Annotated in this window: 14 protein-coding genes and 1 tRNA gene; 8 read left to right on the top strand and 7 right to left on the bottom strand. The window is 38.8% G+C overall.

The features are described 5' to 3' along the window. Window positions 1-227: 227 nt before the first annotated feature. On the top strand, window positions 228-2,063 hold the full coding sequence (locus AOM43_RS10760) for an MFS transporter (RefSeq protein ID WP_006340223.1): 1,836 nt from the start codon (window positions 228-230) through the stop codon (window positions 2,061-2,063). Here the strand turns inward: AOM43_RS10760 and AOM43_RS10755 are convergent. From AOM43_RS10755 to AOM43_RS10740, 4 genes are read right to left on the bottom strand one after another with little or no spacing between them, the layout of a single operon-like run. Further along, window positions 2,057-2,713, bottom strand: a complete 657-nt coding sequence (locus tag AOM43_RS10755) for a protein-L-isoaspartate(D-aspartate) O-methyltransferase (protein ID WP_006340224.1) — start codon at window positions 2,711-2,713, stop codon at window positions 2,057-2,059. The two genes, AOM43_RS10760 and AOM43_RS10755, sit on opposite strands and share 7 nt — an antisense overlap. Before the next feature lie 32 nt (window positions 2,714-2,745). Then, window positions 2,746-3,885, bottom strand: a complete 1,140-nt coding sequence (locus tag AOM43_RS10750) for a glycosyltransferase family protein (RefSeq protein ID WP_059360257.1) — start codon at window positions 3,883-3,885, stop codon at window positions 2,746-2,748. Between the two features lie 7 nt (window positions 3,886-3,892). Further along, a complete protein-coding gene (locus AOM43_RS10745; RefSeq protein WP_006340226.1) occupies window positions 3,893-5,062 on the bottom strand; it encodes a glycosyltransferase family protein in 1,170 nt (389 codons plus the stop codon). A gap of 40 nt (window positions 5,063-5,102) precedes the next feature. Next, entirely contained in the window at window positions 5,103-5,549 is a 447-nt protein-coding gene (locus AOM43_RS10740; protein WP_039378337.1) for a hypothetical protein, read from the bottom strand. A 581-nt stretch (window positions 5,550-6,130) separates the two neighbouring features. On the opposite strand from AOM43_RS10740, the gene AOM43_RS10735 reads away from it, so the two are divergent. The 3 genes from AOM43_RS10735 to AOM43_RS10725 all read left to right on the top strand — a co-directional run bounded on the left by AOM43_RS10735 (window position 6,131) and on the right by AOM43_RS10725 (window position 9,722). Continuing rightward, entirely contained in the window at window positions 6,131-8,299 is a 2,169-nt protein-coding gene (locus tag AOM43_RS10735) for a GreA/GreB family elongation factor (RefSeq protein ID WP_036745875.1), read from the top strand. A gap of 149 nt (window positions 8,300-8,448) precedes the next feature. Further along, window positions 8,449-9,042 carry an RdgB/HAM1 family non-canonical purine NTP pyrophosphatase gene (rdgB, locus tag AOM43_RS10730; protein WP_013924309.1) on the top strand — a complete coding sequence of 198 codons (594 nt, stop codon included), beginning with the start codon at window positions 8,449-8,451 and terminating at the stop codon, window positions 9,040-9,042. Next, window positions 9,042-9,722, top strand: a complete 681-nt coding sequence (locus AOM43_RS10725; RefSeq protein ID WP_059360255.1) for an NYN domain-containing protein — start codon at window positions 9,042-9,044, stop codon at window positions 9,720-9,722. Before rdgB ends, AOM43_RS10725 begins: the two co-directional genes overlap by 1 nt. Here the strand turns inward: AOM43_RS10725 and AOM43_RS10720 are convergent. Further along, window positions 9,723-9,795 (bottom strand) — tRNA-Ala (locus AOM43_RS10720). It lies immediately after the preceding gene. A 252-nt stretch (window positions 9,796-10,047) separates the two neighbouring features. Between AOM43_RS10720 and AOM43_RS13565 the strand changes: the two genes are divergently transcribed. From AOM43_RS13565 to AOM43_RS10705, 4 genes are all read left to right on the top strand, one after another. Next, on the top strand, window positions 10,048-10,461 hold the full coding sequence (locus AOM43_RS13565) for an SDR family NAD(P)-dependent oxidoreductase (protein ID WP_006340231.1): 414 nt from the start codon (window positions 10,048-10,050) through the stop codon (window positions 10,459-10,461). 75 nt (window positions 10,462-10,536) lie between these two features. Then, window positions 10,537-10,692 carry an SDR family oxidoreductase gene (locus tag AOM43_RS13560; protein ID WP_226987496.1) on the top strand — a complete coding sequence of 52 codons (156 nt, stop codon included), beginning with the start codon at window positions 10,537-10,539 and terminating at the stop codon, window positions 10,690-10,692. A gap of 13 nt (window positions 10,693-10,705) precedes the next feature. Beyond that, window positions 10,706-11,809 (top strand): phosphodiester glycosidase family protein, encoded by a 1,104-nt coding sequence (locus AOM43_RS10710; RefSeq protein WP_226987495.1) that lies wholly within the window; start codon window positions 10,706-10,708, stop codon window positions 11,807-11,809. Between the two features lie 207 nt (window positions 11,810-12,016). After that, window positions 12,017-13,333: a hypothetical protein gene (locus AOM43_RS10705; RefSeq protein WP_059360252.1), complete on the top strand. Its 1,317-nt coding sequence runs from the start codon at window positions 12,017-12,019 to the stop codon at window positions 13,331-13,333. A 76-nt stretch (window positions 13,334-13,409) separates the two neighbouring features. On the opposite strand, the gene AOM43_RS10700 is transcribed toward AOM43_RS10705, so the two are convergent. Further along, window positions 13,410-14,072 (bottom strand): hypothetical protein, encoded by a 663-nt coding sequence (locus tag AOM43_RS10700; protein ID WP_059360250.1) that lies wholly within the window; start codon window positions 14,070-14,072, stop codon window positions 13,410-13,412. A 256-nt stretch (window positions 14,073-14,328) separates the two neighbouring features. Next, on the bottom strand, window positions 14,329-15,372 hold the full coding sequence (locus tag AOM43_RS10695) for a hypothetical protein (protein ID WP_059360248.1): 1,044 nt from the start codon (window positions 15,370-15,372) through the stop codon (window positions 14,329-14,331). Window positions 15,373-15,383: the final 11 nt, after the last annotated feature.

Raw genomic sequence — 15,383 nt, 5'->3', positions numbered from 1 at the left:
GTTTAACGTATTTCTGTGTTTATCGCTACAAACTTAGTGATTTAAATCATTGTATGTTTGCGTTTAATTCACCAAAAAAAACTCTTGTAGCTAAAGATAAGAGTCGACATACTTCTTAATAGTACAGATTTGCATTGAATAAGTTAAATAGCCTAAGAATGATAAAAACGAAAGGGCTATAAAAAATCAAAGCAGATCGACTTAGATTAATCAACCAAAAGAATCATATGGCAAAAGCGAAAAACCGGATGGTGAAAGCTCTTAAACGAGTCAATAAAAAGAGCTTGAATCAACCCATGATCCGTCGGGTTTCCTCATTTACGTATTTAAATGTTACCCAATTTTTAGGTGCCTTGAATGATAATATTTACAAACTTTTAATTGTTTATTTTTTCATTCAGCTTGAAGGTATTGAGAACAGTCATAAAATTTTAGCAATGTCCGGAGCCATTTTCGTGCTTCCGTTTCTTTTGTTTTCGGCCTCTTCAGGAACTCTTGCCGATCGTTTCAGCAAACGTAATATCATTGTTTTAACGAAAGTTTTCGAATTAGTGATCATGGGATTGGGGATTCTTGCCTTCCTCTATGAAAGTAAATTGGGGTCTTGTTGCATCTTATTTTTGCTGGCCACACAAAGTGCGATTTTTGGTCCCTCTAAATATGGAATTTTACCAGAGCTAGTCGAAACGGATAAGATTTCGAAGGCAAATGGATTGATGACATCTTTTACATTTTTGGCCATTATTTTAGGCACATTTTCTGCCTCATTTTTGTTAGATGTTACGGGGCGTGACTTCATCGCAGCTTCAATCTTTTGTACCTTAATTGCTTTTGCTGGCATGCTGACTAGCTTTTGTATTGAATATACACCTCCGGCCGGATCTTCCAAGCGCTTTAATATTCGCTTTTTACACGAGATTTATGAAACTCTTAAATTTGCCCGAAATGAACCTTCTCTTTTAGCCGCTATTTTGGGCTCCGCATTCTTCCTGTTCTTAGGCGCATTCGTGCAATTAAATATGATTCCTTTTGCAGTACAATCGCTTCATTTAACGGATATTCAGGGTGGATACCTCTTTTTATTGACAGCTATGGGAATTGGAACCGGTTCTTTATTAGCTGGTAAAATTTCTGGAAAAATTGTGGAACTGGGATTAGTTCCTTTAGCGGGAATTGGTATTGTTTTCAGTTGTTATTTGATGGATCTTTTTTCAGATCGCCTAGCCGCAATTATCCCATTAGTGATGATACTTGGTATGTTCGGTGGGATGTACCAAATTCCTTTAGATTCCTATATACAGGTGGCAAGTCCGAATAAATATCGAGGGCAAATCATAGCAGCAACAAACTTTTTAAGCTTTTTCGGGGTGCTATGTGCCTCCTGCCTTCTCTACATTTTGGCAGAAGTTTTTGGGTTAGGAGCAGACAAAGGCTTTACGATCATTGGAAATATTTCTCTCATCGTGACTATTGCGGTGACATTCCAATTCTTTGATTACCTCAGCAGATTTGTTGCGATGATTTTATCGCGTTTGCACTTTAAAATTCGTTTTAACGGAGTAGAAAATATCCCCAAAACTCCTGCAATTTATGTATGCACACACACGGCATGGAATGATACATTAATCCTATTAGGAGCGCAAAGACGCCGCATTCGTTTTTTTATTGAGCAAGAACAAGACCATACAAAATGGTTCAAGCGTTTTTACCATCTCTTGCGTGTTGTCCAAATTCCATCAATCCAGCCTCTCGAAAACAATGCAGATTGCTTAACGGATATTAAAAAATCTCTCGACCGCGGAAGTTCTGTTTGTATCTTTGTTGAAAATGAAAACGTTTGTGAAGAATTGTATAAATTAGAGCAAGCCTACTCGATTCAGAAGATTTTAAAAGATACTCCTTATCAAATTATTCCGGTGGCGATTGAAAAGGGTGAGAAAGAGACAGCTTCCCCATTTTTTACTCGTTTACTTGAAAAATTTCGTGTGCCGGCCTCCATTTCGTTTGGAGCGCTCGTCTGTAAAAGATTTCATGAGAATGAGATGTGTTCTCTTAATCACTGACGCTCTTTCCAGCCTTCTTCTCCAATAAGTGGGACGAAGCGGACATACTCGAGATTTTCTTTTGAAAAGGTGAGATCCGGTAGGGCACGGATGCGGATGAGCTCTTGATCAAAAGAACTTCCGACAGGAATAACCAGGCGTCCCCCCATTTTGAGTTGACGACACAATGAAGGGGGAATGATAGGGCTGCCTGCTGTCGTAATGATGGCATCAAAGGGCGCTTTATCTGGTAATCCAAGAGAGCCATCCCCAATTTCTACATGAACATTTGAATAGTGCAAACGTTGCAGCCGCTCTTGTGCTTTTTGGGCTAGATGAGGAAGCCTTTCGATTGTGTAAACATTTTGACAGATGCTACCCAATACCGCCGCTGCATATCCTGACCCTGTTCCAATTTCCAACACAATGGAGTTTTCATCCACTTGAGCCGCTTGGATCATCAAAGCTACGATATATGGTTGGCTAATGGTCTGCCCCTCTTCGATCGCTAAAGGGCCATCTTCATAAGCATAATGGACAAATTTTGAGGGAACAAATTCATGGCGTGGAACTTCTCTCATGGCTCTTAAAATGCGAGGATCATAAATGCCGCGAGGAATGAGTTGTTGTTCCACCATTAAATGGCGTTGTTTTGTATAAATGTCTTCCATATTTTTTTATTACAAAAAACATTTCATTTTAATCAATTGATTTGATCCATTAAAGTTTTTACCCGATGATCCCAAGTATGCGCTTGCTTGACCTTTAGTTTGCCACTTTGTGCCACAGTTCTGCGCTGTTCTTCATTTTCAAGATAGTAAGAGATTTGTTCAGGTAATTGATCCAATTTTGTTGGCTGATAGAGAAGTAGATCCTCGTTATTCCTGAATATTTTATTCAGGTAAGCATTTTCAGCTGTGACAACCAGAGCATCACAAGCAAGGCCGCCAAAAATTCGTTCTTGCGCCCCTCTTTTAATGTGGGGACTACTATTTAAAACAATGCGACTTGCTTTCATCAAATCATAAGAAGAAGCATAGTCAATTGGGGGATGAAAAACGGTTCGCGTTTTTTTCCCCAAAGCTTTTTTCCAATAGCTTTGATCTTCCTCTGAACAAAATAGATGTACAGGTAAATCTTTAAGAGCTTTGACAAGATCGATGCGTCCCTTTCCTTTGATACACAACTCAATTTCGCGGAAAATGGTGAAGTAAGGAATGGCGCGCAAATCGAAATGGGTTATTTGCTTGATTTGCTGGTTGAGTTCAGCATGAAATGCTTCGATGAATGAGGTGGAGGCATCTGCAAAGGTTTGCTCGACAGCAAATTGCATGGCTTTTACGACATAAGTGGGAAATTTTTTCTTCCAGTCTTGCATACGAATTTTATAGTCAATGAAAGAAGCTAGCATCACAACTTCAAAGCTTTTCTCTCGCTCGGTGTCTTCAAAAATTTCTCTCTCAACAGCATGAGGCAGAAATAGATGATTGGGAAAACGAAGCGAGTCTAGGAGTTCTCCATAAAATTCATCGACACATGCAATGGCCATATGGGGGCTTTGAAGAAGCTCATAGTAGTGATAGGGGACATCCACAAGATATGAAAGATGAGGTTTTTGAATGATATCACATAAAAAAATTCCTTCCGCATCTTGTGGCGCTCCATTAAAACAGATGGTCAGATCTGGTGGATCACTCAAAAGCGTTGCTTCGATTTCCAGCCCTTTTAATAAGCGGCAGCTTAGGCCTGTTCGGCATAGCGCCTCAAAAAGTTTTTGTGAAAAATGATGCAAAACTTGGTATTGGCTGCTTTCGGGCATTAAAACGTCGATCTTTTCAATCATGCAATTCCTATTCAGATGAAAAGTAAGTATTTAAATCGCGAAGAAGCTGTCTGGCGCGATGATCCCAGGTATGCCCATTTTGGACAATATTTTGTCCTTGCTGCACGCGATCTTGTCTTTCGTTTTCGTTGTTAAGGAAGTGATAAATGCTAGCATTTAGCGCATCCCATTGGCCATGTCGGTAATAAAGTAAACTTTTATCCCGAGGAAACTCTTCCAGAAGATAGGGGTTTTCTTGGCAAACAACCAGAGCTCCCGATTGAGTGCCAGCCAAAATGCGCTCATGCAGACCGTCTTTGATCCAGGCGCAGCTACTTAGCACAATTTTTGATTGCTGCATGATTTGAATGGCCTCTTGATAAGGAACAGGATCATGGCAGCGAACATTAGGCATATCTTTAAAGTAGTCGCTCCAACTTTTGGATTCATCGGGGGCTCCAAAAACATCGACCTGGGCATCTCGAATGTTGCGCACTAGCTCCACGCGGTCTTTTCCCCGAATGTAGCGTTCTAGCATGTCTAAAACTTCGACAAAGTTAATTTCATGCGAGGGGATGGGATTGCCTTGTTTAGCTTGTTTATCCACGGCTTGCACAAATGCATGAATATAAGAGATCCCATCTTGATTCAGTGAAACGTCTATCGCTTCATTCAGCGCGTTGATCAAAGGTTTGGAAAAACGTTGCTCCCAATTTTCTCGAATTTTTTCATAGTCGATGCAAGAGGAGAACATGACAACTTCGTACTTTTTTTCCAAATGTAGATCTTTAAGGTCTTGATCAACTCCATGGGGAAGGAAAAAAGACTGAGCACTTTCGAGCTCAGTAAAAAATTGGCTGCCCAGTCGGTCAACACAGGTGATAATCGTTAAGGGGCTATTGGCTAAAGAAAAAAAAAGTGTGGGAGCATCCACAAGATAGGCCACGTGAGGGATGTTAATCAGATCACAAAAAAAACGGCCCTCTTCATCTGGTAAGAGTCCATTAAAAGAAAGGGTGCAATTGGGTGGATCTTGAAATATTTGGTCTAGAAAAGGTCTGGGATTATCCCTCTCGGCTTTCAGAATACGACAGTTAACGCCTTGGCGAGTAAGCGCCGCTGCGAAGTCCGTCGTGAATTGATTCAAAACGCCATATTGGCTACGAGCGGGGATGAAAATATCGATTCGGTTGATCATATGAAACCTAATGTATTGTAAATAATGACGAAAGATAAGATCACTTAATTGGAATCCACTTTTTACGTGTTCCTAGTAACTTGCTTTTTCTTTTTTTGATTTCAATTTCAATTTCTTTGTGCTTTTCGATTTCGTTTCTTGTTTTTTGTTCAATTCCAGCCATCGATCGCAACCGATCGGCGACTTGCTTCCTTTGCTCTTGCATTTTTTCCCAGAGAGGGGTTCCGACATTTTTCGGATTGTTCAAAAAAGCGTCGATTTCATAAGGAGACATGCCTGATTTTGAATAAACTTCCTCGAGTTTTTTTTCCAAATCTCGGCGCATAAAGTTCATTCTATCAAGCATTTGAGTTATTTCTTTATCTTCGGATGGCTTTTTTTCTTGAAGTGGAGCGGGTGTGTGATGCGATGCGGGATGGATTTTTTTCTTTGGGCTCTTTTTTTTACCAGCAAAATCAAAAATATTAGGTGGTGGGTCTTCTACCATTTTAGCTCTCAATTACAAAGAAAAAGGCTCAATTTTTAAAAATGAGAATACCATACGCTTCTAATAACATTTTATCACGCCATTAAAAAAAGCTCAAGAAGGGGAAAAAAGACGCGCTAAAGCTAAGAGTGCATGTTGGTTAATCAATATTAAAAAAAAATATATCTGCAATATATCACCTTCTTATCGCCCTGTTTTTTTATTTTCCTTTTAGATTATCCTTTAAGGCTGATAGTGAAGTGTGCCGAGAGAGGGGTTGCAAGAGCAATAATAACGTATTTGCTTAAGCTCGAATTGTTAATTATATGCATTTACATGCAAAGAATTGAAATAAATCAAATGAAAAGCTATACTTTTTCGTGCAGGAACAATCATAATTTTAATTCGAATAAACTCTTACTTAAGAACTCTAATTGAAAGCGTCTTATGTTGGGACAAAGTGCTCCACTGATTCTAAAAAAATTTAATAGCGCAAACTCAACTGATGATTGAATGCAGGGTTTATTCTAGCAATTGTTGTAGAGTAATCCTGGCTAATTAGTTTTTTTATTTAAATGTTAGACAAACGAGGGATGACGGCAATGGGCTATTTGGAAGAATTTCACACTCAAATTCAAAATAGAGATTTTAATAAATTTTTTCAACTTTGGGAAGAGTATTGCACGTGCGATGTTGTCGATGTTGAAGAGCTTCTTCAATTACTTAGCATGATCAAAAAATCAGATCTGGCTAAGCCATTTGGGGAGTATGTGGAAAGCGCACTTCCGACATGGGAAAAAATCGAAAATCCCAAAGACTCTTACGAGGTTTTGAAACTTCTGATTGACTTAGAAACGACAAACACTCCTCTTTTAGCCGAAATTACCCACGACATTCTCAAAAAACATCACGGAAATGATCCTTTATTTGAAGAAAGGATGCGTTTAATTGGATTGCGCAAAAAAGATAAATTCCAAGGAGCCATCGCAAACTATGATTTATTAGCCCACATGAAGAAAGGGAAAGTCGTTTTCCACAATGCCGGATGGGGCACAGGGGAAATCATGGATGTTTCTTTGGTCAGAGAGCAGGTCATTCTCGAATTCGAATGGGTGTCTGGCCGAAAAGATCTCTCCTTTGCGAATGCATTTAAAACCCTCATTCCACTTCCTGATGATCACTTCTTAGCACGCCGTTTTGCAAATCCAGACGAATTAGAAAAAGAAGCAAAAGACGATCCAGTAGCAGTTGTTCAACTTCTTCTCAAAGATTTAGGGCCCAAAACTGCAGCCGAAGTTAAAGATGAATTGTGCGAATTAGTGATTCCTGAAAAAGATTGGAATAAGTGGTGGCAAGGGGCTCGTGCAAAAGTGAAAAAAGACACGATGATTGAATCTCCAGAAGGGATAAAAGAACCCTTCAGGCTTCGCAAAACAGCATTGAAGCACGAAGACAGATGGCAAAATGCGATCGATAACCAAACGGACACAAATGACCTTCTGCAAACCTCTTATCAGTTTGTGCGTGATTTCCCAAATATTTTAAAAGATCAAGAAGTCAAGAAAACTCTGCAAGCAAAAATCACAGGATTGCTGACAAAATCAGATCTTCTCCCCGAGCAAGAAGTTCAAGCGCATCTGTTTCTTGATTCCTTCTTAGGTCTTTCGGAACATGGTAGAATGGCTCAAGCTTTGATTGTGCAATCCGATCAGCCTTTTGAACTGATTCAAAAAGTCGACATTACCCCATTTAAAAAACGGGCGTTGATGGTTGTGAGACACTCACGCGCAGATTGGTCACACATTTTCCTTGAAATGTTTGCGAAAACAGATCAATCCACTTTACGTGAATATTTGATTAAAGAAATCTGTGCAGATGAAGAAGCGAAAACTCTACTCCTCAATATGTTGGAAGATTTGCTCCACTACCCTGAAAAAAATCCGGAATTGTTTGTTTGGTATTTCCAAAAAGTGGTTAAAAAAGCAGATGGGATTCCTTACAATGACAAAGAAGGTCAAGGTCGTTTCTTAGATGGCTTCCTCGTCCTCATGCATAAACTAGAGGGAGACCCTCAACAACGCGAGCTGATTCGCAAGATGTACAATCTCATTAGCGAAAAACGCTATGCAGTCATCCGAGCCCTCATTGAAGGGATGAGCAAAGAATTTGTAAAAGAGTTTCTGTTGCTGGCCTCCAAATGTCAGACCTTTACTGAGCATGATCTAAAAATCTTAGCTTCTCTTGCGACTGTCGTTCATCCAACTCTAGGCGCAGCTAGACAAAGTAAGGATACAAAAAACGATCAGAATACGATTTGGACGACGGAAGAAGGATACCTACAAACACAGGAAAGAATTCGGCAGATTGGAACAACGGAAGTTGTGGAAAATGCGCGTGAAATTGAAGCTGCGCGTTCCTTGGGAGACTTGCGTGAAAATTCTGAATATAAGTTTGCCTTAGAGAAGCGTTCTCGCCTTCAAGGGGAGCTAAAGCGTTTGTCCGAGCAACTTAATCGTGCACGCATCATCACGAAAGACGATATCTATCTCAATCAAGTTAGCGTTGGAAGCATTGTGGAATTGGAGGATCCTGAGAAAAATGTGGTGACATATACGATCTTAGGACCTTGGGATGCAGATGCAGATACAAATATTCTATCATTTCAATCTAAATTTGCCGAGGCGATGTTAGGACGAAAAGTTGGAGAAGAATTTGAGTTTAGAAATCAGAATTTCACCATCCGGACGATTAAAAACATCTTCCAAGATTAATAAAATTTGACTCTTTCTTAGCAGATGATTTGAATAGAGTCTAATATGCGCTATAAAATCCCAACGGGAGACTTATAAAGTTTCTTTGTTGGGATTGTTATATTGAGGCCCTCTCGGATTTAACTGTCATCTACTTAAAGGAGTCTGAAATGGAAATTGTGCTTGCAAGTTCGAATTTACATAAAATTCGAGAGTTCCGCGAAATGTTTAAGTCTTTGCCTAGAATTGATGTTCTCTCGCTTCTTAATTTTCCACAATATAAGTCTCCAGTCGAAGAAGGCAAAACCTTTCAAGAAAATGCGCAGCTGAAAGCGGTTGATGCAGCTAAAGTATTAGGTAAGTGGGTGCTGGCAGATGATTCAGGATTGGTTGTTCCCGCTTTAGATGGGGCGCCGGGCATTTATTCACGACGTTATGCGGGCGAGGATGCTACAGATGCAGAAAACCGACAAAAGCTTTTGCAAAATATGCAGCATTTAAGCGAAATTCAGCGTTCTGCCTATTTTCAGTGCTCTTTAGTGCTTGCATTGCCAACGGGGGAAGTAAAAAAAAGTGTGACAGGCATTTGTGAAGGCTTTTTGCTGAAAGAAGAAAAAGGGCGGTATGGTTTTGGCTATGATTCTCTGTTTGTCAAACATGATTATGACAAAACGTTTGCTGAGCTAGATGATTCTACAAAAAACCGTATTTCTCATCGTTACAAAGCTTTTGAAAAGCTGCTGGGAGTTTTGCAGAGTTTATAATGCATTACTTTATTGATGGCTATAATCTCATGTTTCGCGTCTTGCGAGTCGGTGATAATCTCGCTCTACAGCGTGAAAAAATCATTGAAGATCTCCACTCCAAAATTGCCGCTTTAAATTTAAATGTGACCCTTGTTTTTGATGCGCAATATCAACTGGGGGAGACTTCCCGCACACATTATAAGCAGCTCGAAATCATCTTTTCTTCTACGGGAGAAACGGCGGATGAATTCATCATCAGTGAATTGAAAATACGCAAGTCACCGTTTCAATGTACCGTTGTAACCTCAGATAAAAAGTTAGCCTGGCTGTCTAGATTGCAAGCCGCTAAAACAGAAACAGTTGAAGAGTTTATCGGATGGTTAAATAAGCGCTATGCCAATCGAGGGCGACGGCGGATTCTCCCTCGTCTTCAGCTTGAAAAAAAACAAATAACTCCACCAAAAAAAGTCCCCACAGAACCTCTACCAGCTGTTCAAGCAGAAGATTGTTTTTCCTACTATCTCAATGCCTTTCAAAAAAATTTAGAAAAGCTCATTGCAGAAAATCCCCCTAAACGAAAAAAAGCATCGCTAAAAAAAGATAAACAAATTCAAGAAGAACAGGTCCGCTTGGAATCTGATTATTCTCGCTGGGAAAGGCTGTTTAATGAAAGGTTGAAAGAAGATCAAAAAGAGTGATGGAGTGTAACGGATTCGAACCGATGACCTCAACAATGCCATTGTTGCGCTCTACCAACTGAGCTAACACCCCAGGACCTGCTAATCATAGAGAAGGCCCCTTTTTTTTTCAATAACCGCGTTTTAAAAGCGCTGGGATTTTTTCTATGGCGTCTCCATAAAGAGAAAATCTTCTGTTTTCCCTGATAAAAACTAATCATGTGGCAATTTTTTTTGATTAAATCCATATTTTCACAAAACCTGTATATCAACTAAGAACTTGAATTATTAACCTTAGAAGATTACGATGTTTTTTCTTTTTTAATTAAAATATGTAGGAACACTTATGTCACTTGCAGGAAAATGCATTGTGATCATTGGAAGAAGCTCGGGGATTGGCCTTGCCATAGCGCAACTTGCTGTAAATAAAGGTTTTGAGGTTGTTATTGCTAGCCGCTCGCAACAAAAATTAGATAAGGCAAAAGAAATAATCGGTTCAAGCGTCATTGTCAAACAACTCGACGTGTCTGATGAACATAACGTGAAAAATTTCTTTTCTGAGATAGGCCATTTCGATTATTTAGCAACTCCAGGCTCTTCTAGTTCTACTGGATCTTGTTTGGAACTCGATACATCGATTGCACGAGCAAGTTTTGATAGCAAATTTTGGGGGCAATATTATTCCATAAAATATGGCACGCCTCATATAAGCAAAAATGGTGCTATTGTGCTTTTTTCAGGGGTTTTACACTTGAATTAGCTCCTATTCGTGTGAATGTTATTTCGCCGGGGTGTATCGATACTCCACGTCTAGCCCATGTATATGAAAAAGATAATGAAGCTATGCTTCAAAATTTTAGTGAAACGTTTACCTGCTAAACGTCTTGGGGAGCCCATAGAAATCGCGAAATGTGTTCTTTATTTATTTGAAAATGACTATGTGACTGGCACCATCCAGTATGTTGATGGTGGGTATCGAATCGCTATTTGAAAAGAAGGAAAAAATGTTTAATTCAATCATCAATCGACTATTTTTGATCAGCTGTCTAGCCATTGTGAGAACTGCTATTGCAGTCGAGCTTCCGGAGGGAATTTCCTATAGCCATATTTTTTTATCGGATCAAACATCCGTACATGTTCTTGAAGTGAATCCTCATTTTTTTGATATCATTCCCGTTAAAAACAAGGGCGATGTTGAAGCTGTTAGCTCGATGGCCAAACGGCATAAGGCTATTGCAGCAGTGAATGGGGGCTTTTTCAAAATGAAAGGTGAGTTTGCGGATCTCCCAATGGGAATTTTAAAAATCGATAATCATTGGTATGGAACTCCGCACAAACCTAGAGGGGCTATTGGATGGTCTCATGCTGATGAGAAGGTACTTTTTGATCAAATCTTAACGCAAATTTATGGTTATAGTGGAAATGCCGTAATTCCAATTGATGGAATTAATCGCATTCTAAAAGATCAGCAGGTTATTTTGTGTACGCCTCACATCGGAAAACAATTTGATTACCCAAACCTTGGACTACAGTTGTTGATCAAAGATCAAAAAGTGAGCAAAATTGAAAAAAAGCGAGCCTCTATTCCTGCAGATGGGGTCTCTCTAATGATTGGAGTTCTTAAAACGCTTTCTTTTCCCCCAATAGCGGAAGGTGACGATTTTAAATGGGATATTCATGTTACCCCTCAATCTCATCCTCCTTACACGAAAAGTGAAGAATGGAGTGATATCGTTCATATTGTAGGAGGAACTCCAATTTTGGTGAGGGGAGGACGCCTTGTTACAGATTTTAGTGCTGAGCAAACCGGTTCTCATTTTTTAAACGTACGTTTAGCTCGAACTGCTGTAGGTATTTTAGAAAATGGAAATTGGCTATTTGTCGTTGTGGATGGGTTTTATAAAAATATATGGAACACAAAAGGAATCACAATTCCAGACTTAGCGGAGCTTATGCAAAAACTTGGGTGTGTAGAGGCGCTTAACCTATGTGGGGGCAAGTGTTCGACAATGGTTTTGAAAAATGTGGTTGTCAATGATCCTCCTGATGGCACTCGAAAAGGAAGAAAAGTATCGGATGCGTTGGTCATTATTCCAAAAAATCGGTAAGCCCTGATGTAATAAAGAAGGCATAGAAATCTATGTCTTCTTTTGAAACCCTTTTCATTATATCTTCGATGATCTTTAGCATTTATTTTATGCTTAAAAAAGGTGTGAAGTAAGATTTTATGTGCCATTAATTTTTTCGTTCTCTATGATCACTCCGTATTAGCTTCAAAGAAACATTTTTTATCAATATAAGATAAGGAGCGAAGTATGTTTCCACCTGCCTTAGGAATATCCAGTGGTCATTGGTTTGTCAGACAAGAAGTTCATGAAGACAAACACAAAGAAGATAGATGCATCAAATTAAAAGATGAGCTTTTACAGATACTAGAGAATGTTGGTGCTGAAGTAATAAAAGAAATCTTTGCTCGAAGAGCAGAAGAATTTTCTGCAGACATGTTTTTAGAACATGAAGGGGCAGATAGGGTCCTTAATCATCGGTCCATTTTAGAGGTCGCTTTAGAACAAAGTCGAGTCGATTTGCCTGAAGAAACTCTTTCTTTTCTTCTCAACCAGTATGTGATGCTGGCGAAAGATACAGGAATCAATCTTTTGCATATATTTGCGCGAAATAAGCTATCAACCAATATGCAATTGTTAATGAAGAAAACAGTACAAGAAAATCCTGAATGGCTCCAAGGACAAAATATAAGAGGTTTGACTCCTGTAGAAATGAGTATCCATAGTTTCCCGATCACACAGGATGACTCCGCTATCAGTTTCATGGTTCAAGAATGTTTTAAAAAATCTGCTCTCAGTGAAAAAGAGAGGGGCGAATTACTTGCGCGCATAAATGAACTGACTCAAAGCGAAGCGGTTTTGGTTAGGAACGTAGGTAAAAAACTTCATTCTAAAGTACATTCCATCGTAGATCCCACTTATAAAATCAAGCAGGCTATTAAATGCTTAGAATTGCAAAAAGAGTTGATGACCGTTTTTGCAAGAAACAGTTTTCAAGAGATTAGGGATCTTTTTGAAAGGCGAGGAGATGAATTTGTTGTTAAAATGGAGTCTTTAAAAGATGAAGATCATGACGATCGTTCTATCATGGAAAATGCCATGGTAGCAACAGAGAAAGTTTTATCCGTAGAAATAATTGAATACCTAATCAAGTACTACATTCAAGCATCCAATCAAACAAGCGATTTGAATTTTTTACATATCATTTTGAGAAATTGTTCCTCTTCGGAAAGATTAAGAGAGATTGCCAAGCAAATTGTAGAGCGTGATCCCAGACAGTTGCAGCCTTTATGCAGTTTTGGAGACTGTGGAAGAGTGAATGCCGTAGAATTAGCTGTGAGAGTTTCTTTCGACGAGAATTTAATTAAATATTTGATCCAGAAATATCAGCAAGCATTTGTTTTAGAAAAGGATGAAATAAAAAAAATATTGAAGCACGTGGATTCTCTTTCTACACATCGAGCATATGATGCTTTGTCCAATAATTTGAGGAATTATATCGAGTCGCTTTTGAACGCTCGAGCTTTGATAGCATTCCCTCTATTTTCGCTTGATTATGTCATTTAAAGTCATTCTAGAAGACATGGGGCTATCCCATGTCTTCTATTGTTTAACCCAAGAAACGCAGGGATGGAAATACTCTTTAAAAAATTTTAAAGTATGTCAGGAGCATTTTTTCCTCATCCGAAATCTCAGCAGCTTGATCCACAATAGCAGGGGATTGCTCATCGAGCTCCGCCATCATCATCTTAGCAATTGGATAAGATTTTATTTTAAAATATTCCCCATATAAATGTTCAGAGTATCTAGAGCTCACTTGAGATAATTTAAGAGATTTTTCTGCTATGGCAGCTAGGTCACCCCCCTCTGATTGAGTATTTTTTAAAGATACATCGAAGATAGATCCCATTTTATTCCTAACCTCAGTGGTCACCCTTGATAAATGATCACTGATTTCTCCAGGATTTAATAATTTTTTTGTAAATTCAAATGGTTCAACAACAAGTCGAGCTTCTTTTTGAATTAATATTTTCATAGAGCCCAAAATAACTGTTTGCATGACTTTAGTTATGCGTTGATCTAGTGCGGAAAGTTCATGGCTTCGTTCCTGAAGAATCCTGTTGTAAAATGTTAGATATTCTAATCTATAATCATCATCGGTTTTCTTCGCATGATCTATCAAAAGCGGTTGAGCTTCTGAAAAAATCAAATTGGCCAATTTAATGGAGGCTTCATCTCCTTTTTTTGTATACAATTCTGTAAATAAGGGGATGGGGCTTGGATTTACACAAAAATCTAAAATCATTAATTTAACCTTTAGCTAAATGGGATTATGCAAAATAAACTAAAAAACCTCGCATCCAAAAATTATTTTTCTAAAATAAGAAAGACAGTTATGGAAAAGCATCTCTATATGCATTTTTGAGGGATTAATCAAATTAATTTTATGTAATGAGAGCTTTTTTATAAAGATAATTAGTTGAAGATCTATTTTGTTAATAACTAATCACGTATTCAAACCTTAGAGAAAGATATGGACTAGAACCTCGACTACAATTGGCTTAAGGTTTAAACGAAAAGTGGTCTCGAAGGCGTTCGGGAATTTGATTAAACATCCAATTTTGGAGCTTGACGCGATGTTTTTGGTATAAAACGCCACAATAAATGAGCAAAATACCGATCAAGCTGAGAACAATAGGAAACCAAATTGAGTTCTCAAATATACGGTATGCCACATGACTGAGATAGGCAAAAATACCGATCGCTCCAACAATACAGAGGATTTTTCTTTGAAGAAGGATGGAAAGAGAAAGTAAAATAAAATTGATCAGTAGATAGATCAATAAAATCCATTCATTTTCACTATGATTCCACGCTAAATCACATAAGCTAGACCAAAAGGCGAGTGTTCCAAAGAAATAACTCCAGAAGGCGTATTTATCTTTGCCATAACGGTCCAAAAAATACCCCGCGATCATAAGTCCTAATCCGTAATATAGAGATACCCAAGTGATAAGAGGATAGGTGTATTGGCTTTCACCTCTCAAGAAATGCACTCCATCCATAACCAGAAACCAGCCAGCCACAAAAATGGGGATGGTGATGAGAGAGGAATTAAAAAATCTCAAGGCGAGGAATCCCGCTAGTAGCGTACCGATTTCCATAAATATCCAACTTCCTTTAACGCGGGAATAGAAATCGGCATATTCGCCAGGGTAATCGGTCGGCCAAACTTGCAGATAGACTTCTAATCCATAAATGGCTAAAGGAACCATGCAAATGGCGAGCGTAATGAGTAAGCTAGCTGGCGTTCGCAAGGTTTTATTTTTCCATAGGACACTTCCAAACCAAGTCAGAAGAATGGAATACAGGGATGCAATCAAAAAGATACCCCCGCCGCCGAGAAGCTCCCAATTTAAGCCCATAAATAAAATTATGGCGCTGATGGTGATCAAGGAGCCGAAATAGTACAGAAGTTTAAACGGGGTTGTTTCTTGAGAAACAGAGTGTATATTTTGAAGCGCCTTCCAAAGGACATCCGCTTTTTCTTTGGAGATATTTGCTTTTAAAGCGTGCAAGAAAAAGTCTTCTTTTGAGATGTCCATTGGAATGGCTC

It is taken from the genome of Parachlamydia acanthamoebae (assembly GCF_000875975.1).
GTDB lineage: Bacteria > Chlamydiota > Chlamydiia > Chlamydiales > Parachlamydiaceae > Parachlamydia > Parachlamydia acanthamoebae.
The sequence above is the reverse complement of the archived record's forward strand: the minus strand, read 5'-3'. Positions and strand labels throughout refer to the sequence as shown.